Source organism: Bacteroidota bacterium, assembly GCA_016711505.1.
Classification (GTDB): Bacteria; Bacteroidota; Bacteroidia; order AKYH767-A; family 2013-40CM-41-45; genus JADKIH01.
Genome location: JADJSV010000003.1, coordinates 1 through 23,373, shown reverse-complemented (window position 1 = coordinate 23,373; position 23,373 = coordinate 1). Strand labels below are relative to the sequence as shown.

The window sequence follows — 23,373 nt, the reverse complement described above, 5'->3', positions numbered from 1 at the left end:
TTACATCCAGGAAGACAAATCACGTGCAATTAGTTTCTGCAATTTCAACAGGTCATCCTTATAAAAAGTTTTGAGACGTTTTCTTGTGCTTTCATTCATTAAAGGATTTTTTTCATTTTTTGAATTAAGCCTCATGAATTGTTCTTTTATTGTTGTTTTCACAGACTCAGGAATTCTGCTCAGAAATTTAAATTTAGTTTTACTTTCTATAGTCAGTAGCCGATTCAACAGTGTAGATTTTGGCATGAAAGAAGAGTTTTGCTCAGTTCTTTTAACGAACTCAAATTCGCTATCAACACCAAGGAATTTGCAAATATCAGCAAGAGTTTCCTTTGTATTGTTTTTAAGATCTTCGAACAATAATATTTTCACATTTTTAAAATTCTCTATATACGCCTTTACCTGCTCATAATAATTTCCTCTGTCAATATAAAAATAGTCAAAACTATAATTTTGTTTCATGCGTTCTGATTCAGCTGCAATTGCTTCTTCAAACGACAACTCTTCCCTTCCATCCCGGACGCGCCATAGATATTGCGAATAAGCTCTATCGACAGGATCTCTCAATACAATAATCACCTTTATACTTTCCGGGTCGTCGTGAAATCTTTTTATATTCCGAATAGTTTTCTCATGCAAATACAAATAAGGCGTAGAAATATCACCTGTGATCTGGGACTGCTGTGCCTTCTTATACAGTTTTGAATAATCATCAATGTCTGTCAATGCAAAAGCAAATTTTCCATTTTTGTAATCAATTTTTTCACCTGCAAAAGTAAAGAAACACGGTTCCTTTACAATAGGCAAAAATATTTCCGGATGCTGAATAAGATAAGAGTTAAGTGACGTTGTACCGGCCCGTGCTGTTCCGGCAACAATAAATTGCGGGTTTCTCATGCATTGATTGGTTTTATCGTTTCACTTTCCATCCGGTTTTCATCATAAAAGTACCTGAAATAATATAGCAGACAGACCAGAAACATTATACTACTTGAATCCCTGATATTCACTGCTGAGAAGAACATACAAAGAAAGAAAAAGAGCAACATGTATTCACAAGTCTTATAAAATACATGATTTGATTTCACTTCGCGCGACATAGTAAGAGAAAAATAATAAGGGAGATAGATCAGGATAGTGCCCAAAATTCCAAACACAAAGACGTTTCCTAATATTCCAATGTCGACAGGATAAAAATATCCAAGTATATCATGCCAGCCACCATTCCACTGATTAGAAATAAATCCATTTCCAAGAATTGGATTTTTCTTGATGTATTCCAATGCGGTATTAAATTCCATGAACCGCACTGCAGAAGATGCTTCATCGGGAGATTCGCCCTGGAACACATTGAACACATTCTGATACAAGACCTGATACTTATCGAATAGTGAAGTATATCCCAAAGTAAAAAGAATTGTTATGAAAATTAAACCTATTCCTCCATACAAAAGGGTATTCTTAAGTTTTTCTTTCAATGAGAAGTTTCTTATAAAATAAATCAGGATGGTAATGGCCAACACAACCAATGTCGTTCTTGACTGAAGGAAATAGATCAGATAGAATAGGATCAGCAGAGCAATTATTATAAACCTGTTTTTCTGTTCATGTGAAACTTTGAAAAGAGAATAGAACAGCAACATGATCACCAATGCAAATTGAAATCTATACCGATATCCGCGAATCGGAGAATAAGCAACGAATTCAGCATCATTGAATTTAACCGGATTCACAAATAAGAAAAAGAAATAGAAGACAAATAATAATGCGAGCGAAATAAACAAAAATGATCTTTCAACTTGTCTGATCGTAATCATTCCTTTGTTCAACAATGAAACTATTAATATCCCGCTTATGGAAAGTAATACGGATCGCTGTGCCATGATCCCATAATAATAAGGCTGACCGAAAACCTCATGACCTTTGAATGCTGCAAGGAAATTAACAAGAATAAACATCCACATTAAGACATCAAGTTTGCTGATTCTGCTGTTTTTAAAATTCAGAAACAAACTGAATAAATAGTACGTGGTTAGTAGTATTATTGCTAAAGTTGAAAGAGTCTGATGTAAGGTTTCAAGCGGCAAAGTTGCAAAGATCCTGAACGTGGAAGTATAGACCAGGAAGAGCAAGGTATACGCCAGAAGCGGATGTAATTGAGCGGGTCTATTATTTTCAGTGAACATGTATAATTCTGATGTTACGAAAATACGAAAGATGCTCAACTGTTTCGCCAATAATTTCACTCAATTCAATTGGCTTTTCAACCCCTATTTACTGAAAGGATTGAAGAATGTAAAGAATCCAAACTGCTTTTTGACTGAAAGCACCGACAAAAAATTCCAGGCAAAAATTCCCATGAACTGTGCAATACAAGTTCCCATTATTCCATATTTTGGAACGAGAATAATACATGCCAATACATTTACTATTGCTGAGAATACAGCAATATTTCTTAGAATATGCTGTCTCCCCGTCATATTAAGGATCTGAGAAGGCAATCCGGTAAACGCAACAATGAACTGTCCGGCCAACAGGACATACAGAGCAGTTTCGTTACCCGGAAATTCCTTTCCAAAAATAGACAGGATCCATTCCGGGAAAAAGAAGAGTAAAATAAATGCCGGAATCGAAGTTATAAAGATCAGACGTGAAACTTCCTTTGCATGAGATTTTAAAGAATCCAGTTTCCCTAATGCAAATGCTTCGGCAAAACGTGGCATTGCCAGACTGTTAATGGCAAGAATGGTAATATTAGTAAATGCAGAGATCCGGATAAGCGCATTATATACCCCGACATCTGCCTCTGAATTGTAAGCAGCAAGAATCAATGTTCCCGCCCATGACATGATCAGTTGCATTAATGTTGTGAAAAACATTGACGAAGAAGTTCGCATCAATGTGATGACAGGAAAAACTTTCTTCGAAGTTTCCTTGAAAAACCTGCTGTAGTAAAACCACATCAGCAAACTAAGAATGCCGGTCATGGCAATACTTAAGAACTGAATATATGTAGGAATCTCACGTGCTGTATTGATGAAAGAAAATATAAGCAATAAACACATTGCAAGCAGTGACACCGAAACCGTTTGAAAAAAAGTATATGCTCTGATTTTTTTTAACCCACGAATGCATTCCGAATTAACCAGGATCAGAACAAGTGGTAAAGTTAACCATGCATTCACTTTAAGAAGCTCAACCAGGTACGGCTTATGTAAAATGCTTTCTGCAAAGTATCCGGACATAAAATAAAGTATCAGTGAAATCAAAAAAGATACAGGCAAAATTACTTTCAACGCTGAGACATACACAGATTTGATTGATACATAATCATTCTTTCCTGCAAATTCGGCGACATACTTCATGAGTGCGACATCAAGACCTAATTTACCGAATACAGATGCAAAACTTAAAATTGCAATGCAAATAGAAACTAGTCCGAGAGCATCGGCACCAAAAAAACGAGATGTAAGTAGTGTTACAAAAAAACCTGTAGACACACCGATCATCCTTACCATTAATGCAAGAAAACTTGTACGAATCAGTTCGTTGTAATCCTTATCATGCTTGAAACGAGACAAGGCATTTTTAAAATTATCGAGCAATGAACCAATCATTCACCAGTGAAGGTTTGTTATATTTCATTTCAGTATTAGAAGGATAAAGCATGATATTCTTTCCGCATGCTTTGAGGATAGCATGTCCGGCTGCAGTATCCCACTCCATTGTAGGAGCGAAACGTGGATAGACTGTTGCTTTTCCTTCTGCAAGTAAGCAAAATTTAAGAGCACTCCCGGCATTTACCATCGATATCTTTGCACCATTGAGGTTCAACATTGAAATATACTTTTCTGTCTCTGCTGATAAATGAGAACGGCTCGCAACCACTTTAATTTCATCGGAAGAAGAATTTTCTGCGGGATGCAATTCATATTGATGCAGGCTCTCAACTGATAGTCCATCAACATCAGCTTTAGAAAGTGAGTAGACGACATTATTGAATCCTGCACAAACAGTACCCAAAACAGGCGAATAAATAATTCCAAACAAAGGACTGTTACCAATCATGAAAGCTATATTTACCGTAAACTCTCCATTGCGTTTAATAAATTCTTTCGTTCCATCCAAAGGATCGACCAGCCAATAGTTTTCCCATTTTTTTCTGTCATCATAAGAAATTGCTTTTCCTTCTTCAGACAAAATTGGAAAGCCCCACTTTAAGAGCTCTGAACTTATTATCTCATGTGATGCTTTATCGGCAGCCGTGAGTGGCGATTCATCATCTTTTAGTTCGACAGAAAAAGCGGTATCATAAATTTCCAGGATCTTCTTTCCTGCCTCCACCGAAACTTTAATTGCTGAAATAAGCAGTTCTTTTGACATCTTTTTTTACGTTAAAAATTTTTATAAATTTTGGTTTACATCCAGACAATTAAACTATCATTCCGGCACCTACAGTTTCATTGGTATTTTCATCTATAAGAATCAGACTTCCTGTGTTTCTGTTCCGTCTATAGCTGTCAAAAAACAACGGCTGAGTTGTTCTTAAAATTACTCTTCCTATATCATTTGCACCGAACTCCTTTTCATTTTCTATTCGTCGTAGCTGACTGATATCAATTTTGTAAAGTATTTCCTTTACCATACAACGTACTTCACGGGTAGTGTGTTTGACTATATACATTCCACCTTCGACAAGTTTTTTCTCATTTAACCAGCAAATCATTAAATCAATATCCTGGCTATTCTGTGGTGAATTGTTTTCTCTGACTATCATATCACCTCTGCTTATATCAATTTCATCCTCAAGTTGCAATGACACAGACATAGGCGCGAAAGCTTCCTTTACCACTCCTTCAGGGCTGTTAATTGCTTTGATAGACGTAGTGAAACCCGATGGCATAACCATTACTCTATCACCTTCACGGAAAACCCCACCGGCAATTCTCCCGGCATAGGCACGGTAATCATGGAATTTATCGTCCTGAGGACGGATAACATTCTGCACAGGAAACCGGCAATCAATATGATTGAGATCTCCACTAATATGCACATTCTCCAGATGAAACATCAAAGTACTTCCTTCATACCAACTCATTTCATTAGAACGGTGAACTACATTATCTCCCAGCTTTGCACTGATTGGTATAAACTGAATATCCTGAACATCGAGTCTTGATGCAAACATTCTGAATTCATCTACTATCCTCTCATATACCGATTGATCGAAACCAACGAGATCCATTTTATTGATACAAACAACCATATGCGGAATCCCAAGCAAACTTGCAATGAAAGAATGACGACGTGTTTGTTCTACCATTCCTTTTCTCGCATCAATAAGAATCAGCGCCAGGTTTGCTGTTGATGCTCCGGTAACCATATTCCGTGTATACTGAATATGTCCCGGTGTATCGGCAATTATGAATTTTCTTTTCGGAGTTGAAAAATATCTGTATGCAACATCGATAGTAATTCCTTGTTCACGTTCAGCTTTTAATCCATCTGTCAAAAGTGAAAGATCAATTTCATCCAGCCCTTTTCTTTCACTTGAAGATCTCAAAGCAAGAAGCTGATCATCGAAGATATTCTTTGTATCAAGAAGCAGCCTTCCAATGAGTGTACTTTTCCCATCGTCAACACTTCCACAAGTTGTAAATCGCAAGAGTTCTTTCTCTATTTTGTTGGGCATTCGTTTTTAGTTGTTCGTTTATCGTCGTTCGTCATTTGTAATCAGTAAGTGGTAAGGAGCACCACATACTTCATTTCACTTCACTTCACTTCACTTCACTTCACTTCATTTTACTTCATTTCACTTCATTTATTTATTTATTTATTTATTCCAATTCATATCATTGTTCACTATTGTTAAATATCTAAAAATACCCCCTCTTCTTCCTCTCCTCCATCGCATTCTCAGATCGTTGATCATCAATTCTAGATCCCCTTTCTGTTACTCTGGAAATAAGCAATTCATCAATAATCTCTTTAATGTTCGACGCAGTACTGACAGTAGCGCCGGTACAGGTCATATCACCAATAGTTCTGAATCGAACCAGCATTTCAGAAACTTTTTCTTCAGGAAGCAATTTCATAAACTCAGAATATCCATAGACCACACCGTTTCTTTCAAATACATTTCTTTTGTGTGAAAAATAAAGAGACGGTAATGAAATTTTATTTCTTTCAATATACGCCCACACATCCAATTCGGTCCAGTTACTTAGAGGAAATACGCGGAAATGTTCGCCCATTTTTTTTCGTCCGTTAAACAGATTCCATAATTCCGGGCGCTGATTTTTTGGTTCCCACTGCCCGAATTCATCACGATGGGAGAAAAATCTTTCCTTTGCACGCGCTTTCTCTTCATCTCTTCTTGCACCACCAATTGCCGCGTCAAATTTTAATTCTTCAATTGCATCTAATAGAGTTACCGTCTGTAAAAGATTTCTGCTGGCATGTGGTCCGGTTTCTTCATGAGCCCGACCTGTATCAATACTTGACTGAACAGAGCGAACAGTTAATTTTGCTCCGATCTGGTTTACCCATTCATCACGAAATTTAATTGTTTCAGGAAAATTATGACCTGTATCAATATGCAAAAGTGTAAAAGGAATTTTCGCAGGATAAAATGCTTTTTGCGCCAGATAAGAAGCAACAATAGAATCTTTACCTCCGCTGAAAAGCAGTACCGGTTTTTCAAATTGCGCAGCAACTTCACGCAGTATGAAAATACTTTCGGATTCCAGTTCTTTTAAATGGTCAAGATTATAACTAAACATATTGTGATGATTAAACTCTTATAAACTTCATGACAAAATCAATCAGCTTCTGAGCAGATTCGTTTTCCGATGACCCTTCTGTTTTGATAATTAATTCCGCATTTAAAGGTACTTCATACGGTGAATCTATACCGGTGAAATTTTTTAATTCTCCGGCTCTGGCTTTTTTGTACAATCCTTTTACATCTCTTTCTTCACAAATCTGTAACGGTGTATCAATAAAGACTTCTATAAATCTATTCTGATCATATTCAGACCTGATTGAATCTCTTTGAGAACGTAAGGGCGAAATAAAAGTTGTAATAACAATCAACCCCGCTTCTGTCATCAGCTTGCAAACTTCTCCTGCTCTTCTAATATTTTCATTTCTGTCTTCAATAGTAAACCCAAGATCTTTATTCAGACCTGAACGCAAAGAATCTCCATCCAGTAAGCAAGCATGATAACCGGCCTCGATCAATTTCTTTTCTGCTTCTTTCCCTATTGTTGTTTTTCCGGAGCCACTGAGTCCGGTTAGCCAGATGAGAACAGCCTTTTGATTATAAGTCTTTTCACGAACATCAGAATTAACTGTTGAATTTACCGGAAAAATATTTTCAGTCATTTTTTAAAAAATCATTGACCGATCGGATGCCATGTTGTTTTCGTTTCCTGAACATCCATGATCCGATAACCATTATGAGTACTCTCATTCATATCATCAATGTTACTATAAATCAATGCGCGTTTAACATTTAATGATGCCAGTTCTTTTATTTTTGAAATTTCTTCCTGGCTATTTCCTGAATACATGATTGCATTCACATCCATGTGATTTGCAAAATGTGTTAGAAGTTCAGAACGATATCCTGTTAAAATATTTACCACACCACCGGGAACATCTGATGAGTTGATCACTTCGCCAAACGTAACAGCGCACAATGGTTTTTCTGAAGATGCAAGAATGATAACTGTATTCCCACCAACAATTGCAGGTGCGATCAAAGAAACCAAACCGATCAAACCATAATTTTCCGAAGACAAAGCAGAAACGATTCCCATTGGCTCAGCCATTGAAAAATTGAAATGCGATGAATCAACTGGATTCACAGCACTGAATACTTGCTGATACTTGTCGCTCCAGCCTGCATAATACACTAAACGATCTATTGACAATTCAACTTCTTTTTCTGCTTTTGCCTGCGAACTTCCCTGCAACATTAACTCTTCTATGAACTGAGATTTTCTGCCTTCCAGCATTTCTGCGATCCGGTAAAGAATCTGCCCTTTGTTATATGCAGATTTTGAAGCCCAGCCCGGTTGCGCTTTTCTAGCAGCAACCACAGCTTCTCTGAAATCTTTGCGGGAGCCCTGACAAATATTTGCGAGTTGCTCTCCCTTGCTGTCTTTTAAAATATAATACCGGCCCGATTCCGTTCTTGGAAACTTACCATCGATATATAATTTATAAGTCTTCATTACATCAAGACGTTTTCCTTTTCCGGATTGTCCATTGGCCGAAGTGCCATTAATGATGTCGACTTTATTTTTTTCTATCTGATCCATTTTATTCCGTTTTAATAACGTTGCAATTAATTGTGTTCAACTTCTAGATAAGGCATTAATCCATGCAATCCGCCTTCACGGCCTACACCACTTTCTTTATAACCTCCAAATGGTGAAGTCGGGTCAAATTTGTTATATGTATTTGCCCATACAACTCCAGCACGTAAAGCACCGGTAACCTTGAAGATCTTTGATCCTTTATCTGTCCATACCCCTGCACTTAAGCCATAAGGAATGTTATTTGCTTTTTCTATTACTTCTTCAATTGTTCTGAAAGTTTGAATTGCCAGAACAGGTCCGAAAATTTCCTCCTGTACAATTCTTGACGACTGAGAAACATTTGTAAAAATAGTTGGCTTACACCAGAAACCTTTTGAAGGAAGTGTACAGGAAGACTGATGCATTTCACCACCTTCATTGACACCGATCTTCAGATAGTTCTTTATTTTTTCAGACTGCATCTTTGAATTGATTGCACCAACATCTGTGTTTTTATCCAAAGGATCGCCGACGATAAGAGTTTCCATTCTGTCTTTCAGTTTACGTATTACTTTTGCAGCAATACTTTCCTGAATAAACAACCTGGAACCTGCGCAACATACATGGCCTTGATTGAAGAAAATTCCGTTTATAATTCCTTCAACAGCCTGATCGATCGGTGCATCTTCAAAAATTATATTTGCCGCTTTACCACCGAGTTCGAGTGTATATTTTTTATTTGTTCCTGCAATTGATTTCTGTATCATCTTACCGACACCGGTACTTCCTGTAAAAGCAATTTTATTCACATCAGGATGATTAACCAAAGCAGCGCCGGTTGCGCCTGCGCCTGTAATTATATTTACAACACCGGGTGGCAGATCTGCATCGCGTATTATTTCTGCAAGTTTTAATGCAGTCAATGGTGTTGTTTCAGCAGGCTTAAGTACAACAGTATTTCCTGCAGCTAATGCCGGCGCTATTTTCCACGCAGCCATTAGTAGTGGAAAATTCCATGGAATGATCTGTCCCGCAACTCCCAATGCTTTTGCATTTGCTCCGGGCACAGCATATTTCACTTTATCAGCCCAACCTGCATAATAGAAAAAATGTGATGCTGCTAATGGCACATCAATATCTCTTGATTCCCTGATCGCTTTTCCGCCATCCATTGTTTCAATGACAGCAAGTTCACGTGCGCGTTCCTGCATTATACGGGCAATCCGGTAAATATATTTTCCGCGTTCTTTAGCAGGTAATTTACTCCAGTATTTATCGTAAGAATTTCTGGCTGCGCTTACAGCTTTATTTACATCCTTCTCATTTGCATCGGCCACCATTGCCAGTTTTTTTTCATTGGCAGGATTGATCGTTTCGAAATATTTTCCCGAAGACGGTGGTGTAAATTTTCCATCGATGAATAAGTCATATTTTTCTTCAAGTCGAATATGATCCTGACTTTCCGGTGATGGTGCGTATTTCCAGTCAGTATCAAATTTGATCGCTGCTGTTTTTTTGGTTTGCTTTTTAGCCATTCTTATTAATATAACAGGAACCTGGTCCCCAAATAAAATTAATCTTTTGAAAAATAATCGATGCTCTGATAGACTCCTGTTTTTTCTTTAACGATTTGCATGAGCAGATCATTAGCAAGAGCGCTGGCACCGAACCGGAACATATCAGCATTCATCCAGTCGTTACCGAGTGTTTCGCGCAGAACAACCAGATATTGAAATGCAAGTTTAGCAGTTGCAATTCCACCTGCAGGTTTCATTCCGATCTGCTTTCCTGTTTCATAATAAAAATCACGAATAGCTTCAAGCATTACCAATGTTACCGGCAATGTTGCTGCAGGTTGAATTTTCCCTGTAGAAGTTTTGATGAAATCAGCTCCTGCATGCATTGCAAGATCAGATGCGCGTCTCACATTATCAAGTGTGCTTAATTCACCGGTTTCAAGAATTACTTTCAGATGTGCATTACCACATGCTTCTTTTACAGCTGCTATTTCATCATATACAAATCCATATTCACCGGCAAGAAAATGTCCGCGGGAAATAACCATATCGATCTCATCAGCGCCTTCACCTACAGCCCACTTTGTTTCTTCCAGCTTTACCTTTCGAGTCGACATACCGCTGGGAAAAGCAGTTGCAACTGCGGCAACTTTTACATTAGATCCTTGCAATGCTGTTTTAGCAACTTTTACTAAATTAGGATAAACACAAACTGCCGCTACCGAAGGAACATCAGGAAATGACGCATGCGGATACATTGCTTTTGTACAAAGTTGTTTCACCTTTCCGGGTGTATCTTTTGCTTCAAGAGTAGTAAGATCGACCATGCTGAGTGCCATTTTCAAGGCAATCTGCTTAGACTCCTTTTTTATACTTCGCTTCGTAAATCGCGAAATCCGCTCTTCAACTCCGACCTGGTCGATGGCCGGGCTGTCGCTTAAGGAAAAATCAGATCGTTTCATAGTAAATTGTACCGCATTTAGCGGGATAGCGAAGATATAAAAAAACTTTGACCACTCGTACACCGCCGGTATGACAGCAGAGGTCAACTATTCAACAAAGAAATACTGGACATTGATCCGGTAACCTGAAAATTACGAAACAATTTAAACCCTTTAATCCCTCTAAAATATTACAGAAAGTCCAATCTCTATCAACCTATTGTACTGACCTTTTTCAAAAAACGGAGTATATGCAGCAGGCGAAGGACGGATAGTAGTAATGGAACTTGAATAACGCCCGTCGACACTCCACTTTTCGGAAAGTTTGTAAGAAATTCCAATCCGGGCGGCAATTTCATTTTTTTCAAAGTCAGGACCTTTAAATTCACCGAAATGAGTTTCCTCATGAGAATTAAGGAGTACACCAAATGAAGGTCCGGCAAAAATGTCGATCAGTTGACCGGCGTGCCATTGCAACAGTACAGGCACTTCAATGTAAGTGACACGCATCAGGTAATAAGTGTTATTATCATCAAGCGGTTTACGGCTTCCCTTTTGAATGTAATTCATTTCAAGTTGAAGAGAAGACAGGTCAGAAAGCTTTCTATTGACAAATAATCCGGCAGTGATCCCGGCTTTGTTAAATCCTTCATAAGTATCGCCATCGACTTGAGACCCGACAACACCTACACGCAAACCCGCTTTGAATCCTTGTGCAGAAAGAAGGCAAGGAAAAACAATCAGAAATAAAAATAAAAACCTTTTATACATTCTTTATTCGACAATTTCTTTTTCGATGACCTGAACAACTTTATAGGTATCTACATCATAAATGTATGCCACCAACTTACAATGATCTGCATTCCACGCAGCATCCAAGGTGCTAAAGTATCCTTTAATGAATTTTGTTCCTGAATCAATTGATGCATCTGCATTTATTGGTTCACCAAAATCGCCATTCATTGATGATCTTAAAACATCATGGAATAAATAGTCCGGCACAAATTGAGGTGTATGATTATACCATTGTTGCCATCCGATAATACTATCTTCAACTATCACCATCTGCAATTTTAAGTTTCCGGTATAAGTAGAAAGCATTTCAACTCTGACTGCTGCTTTTACTTCACGTGATGTTGAATCATATACTATTTCAGAATTCATTCGTGCTTTTGGTAATGCATTCAGTTCTGTTTGTGCAAATCCTTTCCATGATAAAGAAGTTTTCTTGTGAGTTCCGGTTGGATAATCTACACGATTGATCATTGCCATTGGATAAGAAATGAAACCGAATTCATCATGAATTGCATTCCCGACACCGGAAGTGTAATCATCACCAAATGATCCTGAAGGCGTACCGCCGCAGTCCAATCCGCCCGGACAAACATCAGCAAAGTGGCCCGAATGCACGCTAACTACTACAAGCTTATCGCCAAAAAGAGCACGCAAAGAATCATTCAAAATGATTGCTGCCGGAGGGCAACTTCCACAAAGGTGGCCGGTGAATTCTTCAATCATTACTCTCTGAACAGCAGGAGATAAATCATCAGCAACAACTAGAGTGTCACCTTCAATTACAACTGCATTGTCGCCAATACTTATTCCTGAATTATCTTCTTCCAACCTTGGGCCGTCAATTTTATCGCAAGAAACTATTGAAACCACGAGGAGTATTGCCGGTAAATATTTTTTAATTTTTTTCATCTTATCAGAAGCTGCTTGTTATTGAAATACTTAAACCATTAGAGGCAGGTACAGTCCGGCAGACACCGCCAACACAAAAAATTCCTGCACGTTGACGACCGTAACCTAACGAAATACGATTTGCTTTATTGGTATAACCTACAGAAGCGTTATAATAATTGATACGGTTATCTTTATCACTGTTACCATAATTATACTCACTGAATCCCGCAAAGAACCAATGTGGAGATATACTATATTCGGCAAGTAACAATGCCCAATTCTTCTTATCCTGATCGGTAAGAAGATGTTGAAATTCTGTGCGAAGATTATGTTTAGCATCAATCTTCCAGTTGAATTCCGCTATCCCTACATGAGCATAAACATGCCCTTTCCCCGTAACTCCGGTAATTACACTTTCATTATAGTTTATGTAGACATAAGATAAGATCATCCGGAGATTTTTTTTGATCTTGGTATTGTATTCCACATTAACATCTTCAAAATAGACCTCATCACCAATTGCGAAAAATTCAGAAGTATAACCCTCAGTAAGATCAACAGTTGGTTTTCTATCAATACTTTGAGCACGCGAATAATTCACAGTTACATCAGCTCCTCTTGAGCCACCAAGAAATTTACCCTCTTTTATATGGAAAAAAAACTCACCCTGAAAACCAACTTCTCCATTCGGTTGTGTTGCATACGGATAAAAGGCGGCAAGAATATTTGTGTGCTGTTTGGTCATTGCCGGCAGATAATTTATCATCAGACTATTCAAAGCAGCATCGCGTTCAGAGCGGAAACTCATATTATCGATTCGCTTTAAGCCAAGATTCAAACCGAAACCGGGTTTAGAATAAGTTGCAGTAAGTAAAGCAGCAGAACCGGTTTTATAAATATAACCTTGCGAATAAATACTTGAATTAGTATAGGACGGATCATTTGCTTTGAATGCATATTCACCTCCGAAATTCCAGTTACCCGATATAATATTAAGTCTACCTGCTCCGGCAGCTACATTTTCCGGAAGAATATAATCACTGTTATCATCAACTTCATATTTACTTACAAAACTACCACCGAGAATGAATTTTGTTTTTTTCTCTTTTAATTTTGAAATAGTTTCATTCAGATTCCAGTCTGCATCCAGACCTCTCACAATTCCTCTTCCAAGTGTAAAAAAGTTCCGCTGAACACCTACTATTCCTTTGATCGACAATCCTGCTATAGGAGTATATTTCACTCGCACCCCTTCCATTGCATTATCTAATCCTAGGCCACGTTCTTCATATGATCTGAAAACCAATCCACTTCCAAACTGGTCATAGAAATTTCCTACTGTTACATCAATTCCATCCTTTTTGTAATTAACAAAACGATATGTTATTCCACTTCCCGTGTAATCACGTTCAAATCCAAGCAATGGATTTCTGTAATTCTCATAGCGCAAGCCTGCAGAAAAATCCTGATATTCATAATTTAAATTTAGAAAAGAGTTATTAAGAAATTTTTCAGGAACATCAGGAGCACCAATTAAACTATCTTCCAGATAATATTGTCCATTGAATTCAAAATTCCCATGAATGTTGGAATTCAGCAAGCCCTGTGAATAGCCTTGCACCGAACTCAATAATGCAAATGCAAGTAGTAGATATTTTCTGATCACGTGGAGGATTTTTTTGTAATTCGTAATTTGAGATTAGTAATTAGAGTTAATCGTTATTAGTTATTAGTTAACCCGTAGTTCGAAATTCAAAACGTTCGCCCTTCGACTTCGCTCAGGGACCGTGGGTTTTGGGCAGATATGTGTGAATTTTTTTCGCAAAAAATTCACACATTACCACTTATAAGACGGTCCCCGAGCGAAGTCGAGGGGCAATAATTTCGAACAACGGGTTAGTTATTAGTTATTAGTTAACAGGCAATCCTGCTGCAACCTTCTTCACCACCTCAAATAATTCTTCTTCATTTCCTTCCATGAATCCGACATGTTGCCATACAATATTTCCTTTACCGTCTAAGACGAAAGTGTGCGGCGGCATATTAACATTCATAGCTCTTTTGAAATCACCGTTAGCGTCAATATAATTTTCAAAAGGCCATCTTCTTCCATTGACAAATGGAGCAACTCTGCTCATAGTTTTGGCATCGTCGAGTGAAATTGCTATCAGTTTCACGCCGGTTTCTTTTTGCCAGTCTGCATAAACTTCGTTTATAGCATTAAGCTCTTCTATACACGGTTTACACCATGTCGCCCAAAAATCAATGATCATTGGTTTTCCATCATTGCTGAACGAAGATGTATTTGTTGTTTGTCCGGCCAGTGACTTCACAACTACATCCGGTAATGTTTGTGTTGTTTTATTTTCAGTTGTCTGAGCAAAAGAAAAACCGAAAGTAAATAATAGACAGATTGCGAGGATATTTTTCATAGTCAAATATAGGATTTTTAGCAATAAAAAAGGGACCTAAATAAATAAGTCCCTTTTAATACATTTATACAAATATCAATATTATTCAGTAATGTTCAAGCGGGTATTGAAAACATCTTCACCACTTGTAACATTTACTATATAAGAACCTTTAGCAAGACCTGTAAGATCTAGTTTAAGGATCTGATTAGTTACTCCGTCAAAAGTGTATGTTTTAGCAATTGCACCTAGTGAGTTCAACAATGTTACTTTTAAATCCGAAGCCTTAGCAAGATTTGCATTTAAATATGCTTCATTTCTGGCAGGATTTGGATAAAGCTCAACACCTGAATTAAAAAGTGTAACAGGAACAGATACAGTACCATCAGAAATATTGATATTATCTAAATAAGCATTGTTACCAAAACCGCTGATACCTCTGAATTGAACAAGCAACTCCGATGAGCCAACAAATTGATCCAATGAAACTGTTTCAAGTCTCCAATGTGCGGCTGATGGCTGATTATATTCCGAAGTAGTTGCAGTAGTAGTTGCAAGAGCTGCACCTTGTTTGTCATAAACAGTAGTCCAGTTAACTCCGCAATCTGAAGAAACATTCACTTGAATTCTATCGATATAAGATGAATTGTACTGAGCATGAGCAACCTCAAAAGTTAACTGAGCACCCAATATTGAATTTGAGAAATCCATTTTCGGAGCATATAGATCATCAATTGTTCCATCATTTGCGCTGAAGAATCTCATTTTAGCACTTCCTGCACCATTGTGACCATAAATAGAACGGATCCATTGATAAGCATCACCATCCGTATTATCTATTGCAAAACCTGCAGGAGGGAAAGACGCAGCAACAAAATCAGCCGCTACCGGTGTTGTCACATTTGAAATGTAAACAGTAACATTAGTATTAGCATCATCATTATTCAAATCCTCATCAACACTTGCATTTGGATTTTCTGTTGTAGCATAAAACACATGAGTTCCGGTTCCTGCTGTAATCGTTGGCAACGGAACAGCTACTTCAGCATCAACTGCAAGAGAACCCGTCCAGTTATACACAGCCGGAGTATTTGTATCTAAATAATAGTTGATATCAACTGAAGTTAAAGCAGTGTTTGCAAAATTGTGAAGCATAACTGTCGGAGTTATATTCGGATCACATGAAACTGCATTGATTCCGGAAATATCAGCAATACCTGCATTGTTAGCGATATTAGGTCTCATATAACCAGCCTGGTATACTTCTTTAGTCGTGTTGTTCTGTACAAATACAACTAAAGCCAATTGTTTGATATCATAAACGTTTGCAAGTTTCCAGGCATAATTTAATTCTAATGAATCACCTACTGCCCAAGTTGTAGGAACAGTTGTACCTTGATCAGATGGAAGCATTTTTTTCATTACACCTTCAAACTCGCGTTCACCATTGTTTCCAGGAGGATTGGAATTTGTGAAATAGATATTTCTTTCGATAACTACCATATGCGCTTTATTCAAGCCGCCTGTAAATCCTTCTGTACAACGGATCATAGCATAACCGTAGATACTGTCTTGACCTGGCGATAAAGTAAACTGAACATCGATTGTTAAAGGTGATGTTTCAGAATAACGATTAGCAACATCAGCATAAGTCATCGTGATTGGTTGACCGGAAAAACCTAATCCACCATCCATTTCACCATCAGGAACACCTGTTACACCGTAATAAGAAACACGAGTCTGGACTTCCGATGGATTATGAACATTCATAACATCATTTCCTGGCCAGTCAGTTTGATATTTAATAGATACAACTTCTGAAGGATGTGCATCCAACATTGCATTCAAGCCCGGATTTGTTGTTGCGCATGGTGGGCAAGATGCTTGAGTGAACTCTTCAAATAACACTAAACGCTGTGATTGCGCAAATGCAGAAGAGCCGGCCATTACTATGGCAAGAATTAGAGTAATTTTTTTCATGGTTTGTTTGATAATGTAATTTGTTCAGGAGAATTACCATGCAAATAAGGCAAAAATTAACATATTTACAAGGCACTTTTAAATAAAGAAGAGCCTGACTAACTACTTTAACATATCTTCATATTTGAAATACTTCAAAAATTGATTTTATCCAAATATTTACAGATTTATCCATTTTCCTGAAAAACTCAATTCCCTATCCGTAAATAAAAAAATTACATTATAGTGATAAATCAGGTATTTCTTTTTAAACGCAGCAACTTGTGATTCAGTTGTTTCAAATTACTGTTGTAGGGAATTCATTTATCATTATATTTGTAATTCAAATACGAAGAAAATGCAAAAATTTACTAGAATTCTATTAGTTGTCTGCTTAATATTCAGTGCTTCATGGGCAAATGCTCAGAGTCTGGGAATCCCGGCTGGAGAGTTTCAGATTCAAGGATTGACTACTGATGTCAGACTTGAAGCACATCTTGAAGTTGAAAATAGCAACAATAATGACTTGTTCGTATTGATCAATTGTGATCGTAGTTTATTGAACCCTGCACATCAGACATATTATTGCTGGGCATTGTGTTATGATACAACTGTATGTAATTCTCCTGACCCATTGATCGTAGCTGGCCGTTCAACCGATATGAATAGCTTCCATAGTTACATTTATCCAAATGGAGTAGCAGGTTTGAGTACAATTACCTACACGTTTTTTGACCAGAACAATCCAACTGATCAAGCCTCAGCATCTATTACATTCGATGTACTTACAGCAGGCGTCAATGAAGTATCAAAAGGATCTTTATCAACTGCAATTCCTAATCCGGCAAATTCTTTTGCGAATATTAATTATTCTGTACCTGCATTAAAGAACGGAAAACTTGTCGTGTATAATATGCTGGGAACAGTTGTAAAAGAATATCGCCTTACAAATACGCAGGCTACTGTACTACTTTCTACATCAGAACTTTCTTCAGGAGTATATGTTTACTCTTTGATCAATGATGGCAAATCGGTATCAACTAAAAAATTAGTTGTAGCACATCATTAATGAGGTAAATTAGTTTGCCTTTTATAAAAAAATAACTGAATCTTTGAAGCACCTGAAACCTCAGGTGCTTTTTTAGTCTTAATTCAAAAATAAGTTCTCCCAAAAAAATAATGAGCAAAAAAAATCTTAACCAGGAAGCACTCGATTATCATTCACAAGGGCGTCCGGGTAAAATTGAAGTCATTCCCTCTAAGCCATACAGTTCACAAAGAGATCTTTCTTTAGCTTATTCTCCGGGAGTCGCAGATCCTTGTCTGGCAATTGCAGCAAACATCGATGATGTATATAAATACACAGCCAAAGGAAATCTGGTGGCAGTGATCAGTAATGGAACTGCTGTACTTGGCCTCGGCAATATCGGTCCCGAAGCATCAAAACCGGTCATGGAAGGAAAAGGACTTCTGTTCAAGATCTTTGCTGACATTGATGTATTCGATATTGAAGTGAATGAAACTGACGTAGACAAATTTGTTGCAACAGTTAAAGCAATTTCGCCAACATTCGGCGGAATCAATTTAGAAGATATAAAGGCTCCGGAATGTTTTGAGATCGAAAAACGTCTTAAGAACGAATTGAAAATTCCTATCATGCACGATGATCAGCATGGAACAGCCATCATTTCTGCTGCTGCATTACTAAATGCACTTGAACTGGCAAGAAAAAAAATTGATGAAGTTCTTATTGTTGTCAGTGGTGCCGGAGCGTCTGCTATCTCATGTGCAAAATTATACATATCGCTTGGTGCTAAACAGGAAAATATTGTCATGCTTGACAGTACTGGTGTGATCCGTGCAGACAGAGCTGATCTTGATGAGAACAAAAAAATATTTGCCACTAAACGCGATCTGCATACACTTGATGAAGCAATGAAAGGTGCAGATGTTTTTCTTGGTCTTTCAAAAGGAAATATTGTATCAAAAGAAATGGTACAGTCGATGGCAAAAAAAGCGATCGTATTTGCATTAGCAAATCCTGATCCGGAGATCACTTATAATGAAGCCCGGGATTCGCGTGAAGATATTATCATAGCCACAGGACGTTCTGATTTTCCTAATCAGGTAAATAATGTTTTAGGATTTCCTTTTATTTTCCGTGGAGCACTTGATGTGCGTGCAACACAGATCAATGAAGCGATGAAGCTTGCCGCAGTTCGTGCAATTGCAGAACTCGCAAAAGAACCTGTTCCTGAAATTGTGAATCTTGCATATAATGCAAAGAACATCACCTTCGGAACTGATTACATTATTCCAAAACCACTGGATCCACGATTGATCACAACTGTTGCACCTGCCGTTGCAAAAGCTGCAATGGAATCAGGAGTAGCTCAGGCACCGATCACTAACTGGAATAATTACAGCGATGAATTGCGCAAACGATTAGGGTTAGATAACAAACTTATTCGTGTAGTTACAAGCAAAGCAAAGCAACATCCTCAACGAATTGTATTTACGGAAGCTGATACCTATAAAATTCTGAAAGCTGCACAGATCGTGCGCGATGAAGGAATTGCAAAACCTATTTTGCTTGGTAACAAAGAGAAGATCCGCAGGTTGATCGAAGAAAATAATCTTGATCTGGGTGATACACCGATCATCGATCCGCGTGTAGAAGATGAAAAGAGAAATCATTTCGGTGAATTACTATTCCTGAAACGCAAGCGTCGCGGACTGACATTGTACGAAGCGAAGAAGATCATGAACGAACGTAATTATTACGGCGCCATGATGGTGGATGTTGGTGAAGCAGATGCTATGATCTCCGGTCTGACAAGAAAATACGGTGACACGATTCGTCCCGCATTGCAGATCATAGGAACACAGGAATCAGTGAAGAAAGTTGCAGGAATGTATATCATGGTCACTAAAAAAGGCCCTATCTTTTTTGCCGATACCACTGTGAATGTAAATCCAACAGCAGAAGATCTTGCAGAAATTACTGTACTTACCGCATGGGCAGTACAGCAATTCAATATCAAACCACGCATAGCTTTACTTTCTTTTTCGAACTTCGGTTCATCGAGTGAAGCATCTGCACAAAAAGTGAGAGATGCCGTTGCCATCCTTCATCAGAAATATCCGGGCATGATGGTCGATGGAGAATTGCAGGCAAATTTTGCATTGAACCCTTCCCTCCTTTCCGACAATTTTCCATTCTGCGAATTTGCAAATGAAGGTGCAAATGTTCTGATCTTCCCGAATCTTGAATCAGGAAACATAGCATACAAACTTTCACAGGAAATGGGCGCTGCCGAAGCAATCGGACCAATACTTTTAGGAATGAAAAAACCTGTTCACGTACTTCAATTAGGAAGTTCTGTTCGTGAGATCGTGAACATGGTGACGATTGCTGTTGTTGACGCGCAGTCGAGGAAGAATTCGTGATGAGTTAGCAGAAAATATATCAGAGGCTGTCTCAAAAGGGGCAGCCTTTTTTTGTGATGTATAATCTGCAGACTCCATTTTGTGTTGTATAATCTGCAGACTCTATTTTGTGTTTTATAATCTGCAGACTCTTTTTGTGTTGGGGTGTAGTCTGCAGACTACACCCCAACACAAAAAAATTAGACTGCAAACTACACTAAAGCAATGGAATGCAAACTTCGCCCCAACACATTGTGATTTGCGAATTTCAAATTGTCGAAAATCTTCCAGGCTGCCGACCCTGAAAGGGTCGCATATTTGTAGAAATGACATAGACCGAACACCCACGACCCCGGAGGGGTCACACATAAATGACGAAATAATTCGCCAGGAAAATAAACGAAAAAGAAATCCGAAAAGCATTATGTCGTTAAAAACGAATTGCTGGTTTGTGTTAGAGTGAAGTCTGCAGACTACAAATTGTGTTGGGGTGCAGTCTGCAGACTACACCCCAACACAAAAAAATTATGCTGCGAACTATACTAAAGCTATAGTGTTTAAACTTTACCCCGCACATTGTGATTTGCGAATTTCAAATTGTCGAAAATCTTCCAGGCTGCCGACCCTGAAGGGGTCGCATATTTGTAGAAATGACATAGACCAAACACCCACGACCCCGGAGGGTCGCACATAAATGACGAAATAATTTGCCAGGAAAATAAACGAAAAAGAAATCCGAAAAGCATTATGTCGTTAAAAACGAATTGCAGGTTTGTGTAGGTTGGTTGGTGTGGTAGTCTGCAGACTACCCCCAACACAAAACATTCGCAACACAAAGCAGGACCCACCCCACAGGGGGGGGGCCCCCGGGGGGGGCCCCCCCAGACTTCACCCCACAACACAAACACAACAGCAGCACTTCACCCAACACAAACACAAACCAGCAGACTACACCCAACACAAACACAAACCTGCAAACTACACCCCAACACAAAAGTCCAGCCGCAGAATTTCTTGCCCCAAATTTTCTTACTTTCGGAAAAAATTCCCTGAATGATCACCTCCTTAGAAGGAAAAATGATTGAAAAGAACCCGGCATTCATTGTTGTGCAATGCGCCGGCGTCGGATATTTCGTTAACATTTCACTCAATACATATTCGAAACTCAGTGACAATGAGAATGTTCGATTGTTAACGCACCTTCAAATAACTGAGGATGCACATACGTTATACGGCTTCTTTGACGAAGAAGAAAGACGACTTTTCCGCTTGTTGATTACGGTCTCCGGAATTGGTTGCAATACAGCGCGGATGATGTTATCGAGCATGAATGTTCAGGAAATCGAGCAATGTATTTTGAGTGATAATTCCTCAAAGCTGAAAAGCATAAAAGGGATCGGGCGAAAAGACTGCATTGCGGGTAATTCTGGAATTAAAAGTAAGCTGATGAAAGAAGGTATTATTCCTTCAACACTAAGCAATTTAAAGGTGAAAAACGAAGCAATGGCCGCTTTGGTAACACTTGGTTTCGTCAAAAATAATGTCGAAAAAACGCTTGATTCTTTGCTCAAAACTACTCCTTCTTCAAATGTTGAAGATTTGATCAGAAATGCACTAAAAGCGCTTTAATTTTTATCGTTTAATGGGTAAAAAAAACTATTTTTAGCCCTCTGTTTAAAATTGATTGAAGTATCGAGCCCAACCTCTACGCTGAAACACAACATTCATTAAATTAATACGCCTTGAAAAGTTTGAAGAAGGTCATTTTCGGGATTGGTAGCGCTTGTCTGTACTAACCATGATCTGGGGTACAAGTAAACCTGCCACTTACGATTACGAACTTGCATCCACTATAGCTCCCGCTGATTCTGACACGCTAGTCTATCCTTTCCGCGACCGGATTGCTGATTCTTACTCCGACGATGGGAGTTCGAATCCAATGTACATGAAAGACCCTTCGAATATCAAAACTGATGTTCAATATGATGTGGAAAATAATCGCTATAACATCAATGAAAACATGGGCGAACTTTTTATCGTAACCCATCCTATTTAACTTTGACGAATTTGTAGAAAAGAATTTAAGAAGACCACAAAAGACTACTGGAAACAACGTGCAGGCGAAGAAGATGAATTGAATAAAAAAGCATTCGCGCCGAAGATCACAATTAACAGTGTTGTATTTGACAGGATATTTGGTGGAAACACAATTGATATTCGTCCGCAAGGAAATGCTGAATTAAGTTTCGGTGTGAATATCAACAAAAGCGAGAATCCTGCTATTCCACTTGATCAAAGAACTGTAACTACTTTCGACTTCAAAGAAAAAATTCAGATGAATGTTATTGCCAACATCGGTGATAAGATGAAACTGACAACGAATTACAATACTGAAGCAACATTCGACTTCTCGGAAAATAAAATGAAGATCGAATACACCGTTATGAAGATGACATCATCAAAAGATAGAAGCCGGAAATATCACTTTGACTTTACCAACGCAGTTAATTCAAGGATCACAGGGATTATTCGGTTTGAAAACACAATTACAGTTTGGTAAGCTAACGGTGACCGGAGTTTTTCGCAAAATAAAACTCAGGCGAAGACAGTAAAGGTAGAAGGTGGTACAAACTTCTACTTTGGAGATCAAAGCAGATCAGTACGAAGATATGCGTCACTTTTTTTAGCACAATATTTCAAGAACACATATGACGCTAACCTTCGGGATCTGAATCGTGTTTCATCTTCAGTGAACATTACAAGAATTGAAGCCCGGATCACAAATCGTCAGACCATTTCTACTAATAATCAAAACAGAAACATTTTTGCCTTTGCGCATCTAGGCGAAACAATACCGACCCATCATAGTCATTGTAACAGGCACAACTGGTGCGAGTCCATACCATCAGATAACTCCAACGATCTCTATTCTGTACTTCCTAACATTCCCTACTTCGTGACATTTCCAATGTCAGTTTATTGAATGCTTTATCTGCACAAAATTTCCTGTGGGGAAAAAAACTATGAGACAGTTGGTAATGCCCGATTACTTGCTGCTTCTTGAATACACATTAAATGCAAACCTTGGTTACATCTCCTGAATTCAAAATTAAAACCGAATGAT

Annotated in this window: 20 protein-coding genes; 5 read left to right on the top strand and 15 right to left on the bottom strand. The window is 38.2% G+C overall.

Annotated features, from left to right (window positions below):
* From IPL24_06035 to IPL24_05965, 15 genes are all read right to left on the bottom strand, one after another.
* On the bottom strand, positions 1–897 hold the full coding sequence (locus IPL24_06035) for a sulfotransferase domain-containing protein (GenBank protein MBK8363249.1): 897 nt from the start codon (positions 895–897) through the stop codon (positions 1–3).
* Positions 894–2,225, bottom strand: coding sequence for an O-antigen ligase family protein (locus IPL24_06030; GenBank protein MBK8363248.1), 1,332 nt, complete (start codon positions 2,223–2,225; stop codon positions 894–896). The genes IPL24_06035 and IPL24_06030 overlap by 4 nt, the downstream gene beginning before the upstream one ends.
* Positions 2,226–2,270: 45 nt before the next feature.
* The gene (locus tag IPL24_06025; GenBank protein MBK8363247.1) at positions 2,271–3,617 is read right to left on the bottom strand and encodes a flippase; all 1,347 of its coding nucleotides are present in this window, start codon (positions 3,615–3,617) and stop codon (positions 2,271–2,273) included.
* Positions 3,595–4,383, bottom strand: a complete 789-nt coding sequence (cysQ, locus tag IPL24_06020; GenBank protein MBK8363246.1) for a 3'(2'),5'-bisphosphate nucleotidase CysQ — start codon at positions 4,381–4,383, stop codon at positions 3,595–3,597. Before cysQ ends, IPL24_06025 begins: the two co-directional genes overlap by 23 nt.
* Positions 4,384–4,432: 49 nt before the next feature.
* A complete protein-coding gene (locus IPL24_06015; protein ID MBK8363245.1) occupies positions 4,433–5,692 on the bottom strand; it encodes a 50S ribosome-binding GTPase in 1,260 nt (419 codons plus the stop codon).
* Between the two features lie 184 nt (positions 5,693–5,876).
* Positions 5,877–6,782 (bottom strand): sulfate adenylyltransferase subunit CysD, encoded by a 906-nt coding sequence (cysD, locus tag IPL24_06010; protein ID MBK8363244.1) that lies wholly within the window; start codon positions 6,780–6,782, stop codon positions 5,877–5,879.
* A gap of 10 nt (positions 6,783–6,792) precedes the next feature.
* Positions 6,793–7,386: an adenylyl-sulfate kinase gene (gene cysC, locus IPL24_06005; protein ID MBK8363243.1), complete on the bottom strand. Its 594-nt coding sequence runs from the start codon at positions 7,384–7,386 to the stop codon at positions 6,793–6,795.
* 11 nt (positions 7,387–7,397) lie between these two features.
* A complete protein-coding gene (locus tag IPL24_06000; protein ID MBK8363242.1) occupies positions 7,398–8,327 on the bottom strand; it encodes an aldehyde dehydrogenase family protein in 930 nt (309 codons plus the stop codon).
* A gap of 26 nt (positions 8,328–8,353) precedes the next feature.
* A complete protein-coding gene (locus tag IPL24_05995) occupies positions 8,354–9,841 on the bottom strand; it encodes an aldehyde dehydrogenase family protein (protein MBK8363241.1) in 1,488 nt (495 codons plus the stop codon).
* A gap of 38 nt (positions 9,842–9,879) precedes the next feature.
* A complete protein-coding gene (deoC, locus tag IPL24_05990; GenBank protein ID MBK8363240.1) occupies positions 9,880–10,785 on the bottom strand; it encodes a deoxyribose-phosphate aldolase in 906 nt (301 codons plus the stop codon).
* 162 nt (positions 10,786–10,947) lie between these two features.
* Complete coding sequence (locus tag IPL24_05985; GenBank protein ID MBK8363239.1) at positions 10,948–11,535, bottom strand: PorT family protein; 588 nt, start codon at positions 11,533–11,535, stop codon at positions 10,948–10,950.
* Between the two features lie 3 nt (positions 11,536–11,538).
* Positions 11,539–12,468: an Omp28-related outer membrane protein gene (locus IPL24_05980; GenBank protein MBK8363238.1), complete on the bottom strand. Its 930-nt coding sequence runs from the start codon at positions 12,466–12,468 to the stop codon at positions 11,539–11,541.
* A gap of 4 nt (positions 12,469–12,472) precedes the next feature.
* A complete protein-coding gene (locus IPL24_05975) occupies positions 12,473–14,116 on the bottom strand; it encodes a hypothetical protein (GenBank protein ID MBK8363237.1) in 1,644 nt (547 codons plus the stop codon).
* Positions 14,117–14,360: 244 nt separating this feature from the next.
* Complete coding sequence (locus IPL24_05970) at positions 14,361–14,882, bottom strand: TlpA family protein disulfide reductase (protein ID MBK8363236.1); 522 nt, start codon at positions 14,880–14,882, stop codon at positions 14,361–14,363.
* Between the two features lie 81 nt (positions 14,883–14,963).
* Positions 14,964–16,841, bottom strand: a complete 1,878-nt coding sequence (locus tag IPL24_05965) for an Omp28-related outer membrane protein (GenBank protein ID MBK8363235.1) — start codon at positions 16,839–16,841, stop codon at positions 14,964–14,966.
* 337 nt (positions 16,842–17,178) lie between these two features.
* On the opposite strand from IPL24_05965, the gene IPL24_05960 reads away from it, so the two are divergent.
* From IPL24_05960 to IPL24_05940, 5 genes are all read left to right on the top strand, one after another.
* Positions 17,179–17,889, top strand: a complete 711-nt coding sequence (locus IPL24_05960; GenBank protein MBK8363234.1) for a T9SS type A sorting domain-containing protein — start codon at positions 17,179–17,181, stop codon at positions 17,887–17,889.
* A 110-nt stretch (positions 17,890–17,999) separates the two neighbouring features.
* Positions 18,000–20,270: an NADP-dependent malic enzyme gene (locus IPL24_05955; protein MBK8363233.1), complete on the top strand. Its 2,271-nt coding sequence runs from the start codon at positions 18,000–18,002 to the stop codon at positions 20,268–20,270.
* 1,032 nt (positions 20,271–21,302) lie between these two features.
* Positions 21,303–21,878: a Holliday junction branch migration protein RuvA gene (gene ruvA, locus IPL24_05950; GenBank protein ID MBK8363232.1), complete on the top strand. Its 576-nt coding sequence runs from the start codon at positions 21,303–21,305 to the stop codon at positions 21,876–21,878.
* Between the two features lie 154 nt (positions 21,879–22,032).
* Positions 22,033–22,305 (top strand): hypothetical protein, encoded by a 273-nt coding sequence (locus IPL24_05945; GenBank protein ID MBK8363231.1) that lies wholly within the window; start codon positions 22,033–22,035, stop codon positions 22,303–22,305.
* 78 nt (positions 22,306–22,383) lie between these two features.
* Positions 22,384–22,809: a hypothetical protein gene (locus tag IPL24_05940; GenBank protein ID MBK8363230.1), complete on the top strand. Its 426-nt coding sequence runs from the start codon at positions 22,384–22,386 to the stop codon at positions 22,807–22,809.
* The last annotated feature ends 564 nt before the right edge of the window (positions 22,810–23,373 follow it).

Bases quoted from the DNA above. Each gene is read 5' to 3' on its own strand.
- IPL24_05995 (MBK8363241.1), bottom strand. From the start codon at position 9,841: ATGGCTAAAAAGCAAACCAAAAAAACAGCAGCGATCAAATTTGATACT.
- cysC (MBK8363243.1), bottom strand. From the start codon at position 7,386: ATGACTGAAAATATTTTTCCGGTAAATTCAACAGTTAATTCTGATGTT.
- IPL24_06035 (MBK8363249.1), bottom strand. From the start codon at position 897: ATGAGAAACCCGCAATTTATTGTTGCCGGAACAGCACGGGCCGGTACA.
- cysD (MBK8363244.1), bottom strand. From the start codon at position 6,782: ATGTTTAGTTATAATCTTGACCATTTAAAAGAACTGGAATCCGAAAGT.
- IPL24_05960 (MBK8363234.1), top strand. From the start codon at position 17,179: ATGCAAAAATTTACTAGAATTCTATTAGTTGTCTGCTTAATATTCAGT.
- IPL24_05955 (MBK8363233.1), top strand. From the start codon at position 18,000: ATGAGCAAAAAAAATCTTAACCAGGAAGCACTCGATTATCATTCACAA.
- IPL24_05965 (MBK8363235.1), bottom strand. From the start codon at position 16,841: ATGAAAAAAATTACTCTAATTCTTGCCATAGTAATGGCCGGCTCTTCT.
- IPL24_06000 (MBK8363242.1), bottom strand. From the start codon at position 8,327: ATGGATCAGATAGAAAAAAATAAAGTCGACATCATTAATGGCACTTCG.
- IPL24_05985 (MBK8363239.1), bottom strand. From the start codon at position 11,535: ATGTATAAAAGGTTTTTATTTTTATTTCTGATTGTTTTTCCTTGCCTT.
- deoC (MBK8363240.1), bottom strand. From the start codon at position 10,785: ATGAAACGATCTGATTTTTCCTTAAGCGACAGCCCGGCCATCGACCAG.
- IPL24_06015 (MBK8363245.1), bottom strand. From the start codon at position 5,692: ATGCCCAACAAAATAGAGAAAGAACTCTTGCGATTTACAACTTGTGGA.
- IPL24_05980 (MBK8363238.1), bottom strand. From the start codon at position 12,468: ATGAAAAAAATTAAAAAATATTTACCGGCAATACTCCTCGTGGTTTCA.
- IPL24_06025 (MBK8363247.1), bottom strand. From the start codon at position 3,617: ATGATTGGTTCATTGCTCGATAATTTTAAAAATGCCTTGTCTCGTTTC.
- IPL24_05970 (MBK8363236.1), bottom strand. From the start codon at position 14,882: ATGAAAAATATCCTCGCAATCTGTCTATTATTTACTTTCGGTTTTTCT.
- ruvA (MBK8363232.1), top strand. From the start codon at position 21,303: ATGATCACCTCCTTAGAAGGAAAAATGATTGAAAAGAACCCGGCATTC.
- cysQ (MBK8363246.1), bottom strand. From the start codon at position 4,383: ATGTCAAAAGAACTGCTTATTTCAGCAATTAAAGTTTCGGTGGAGGCA.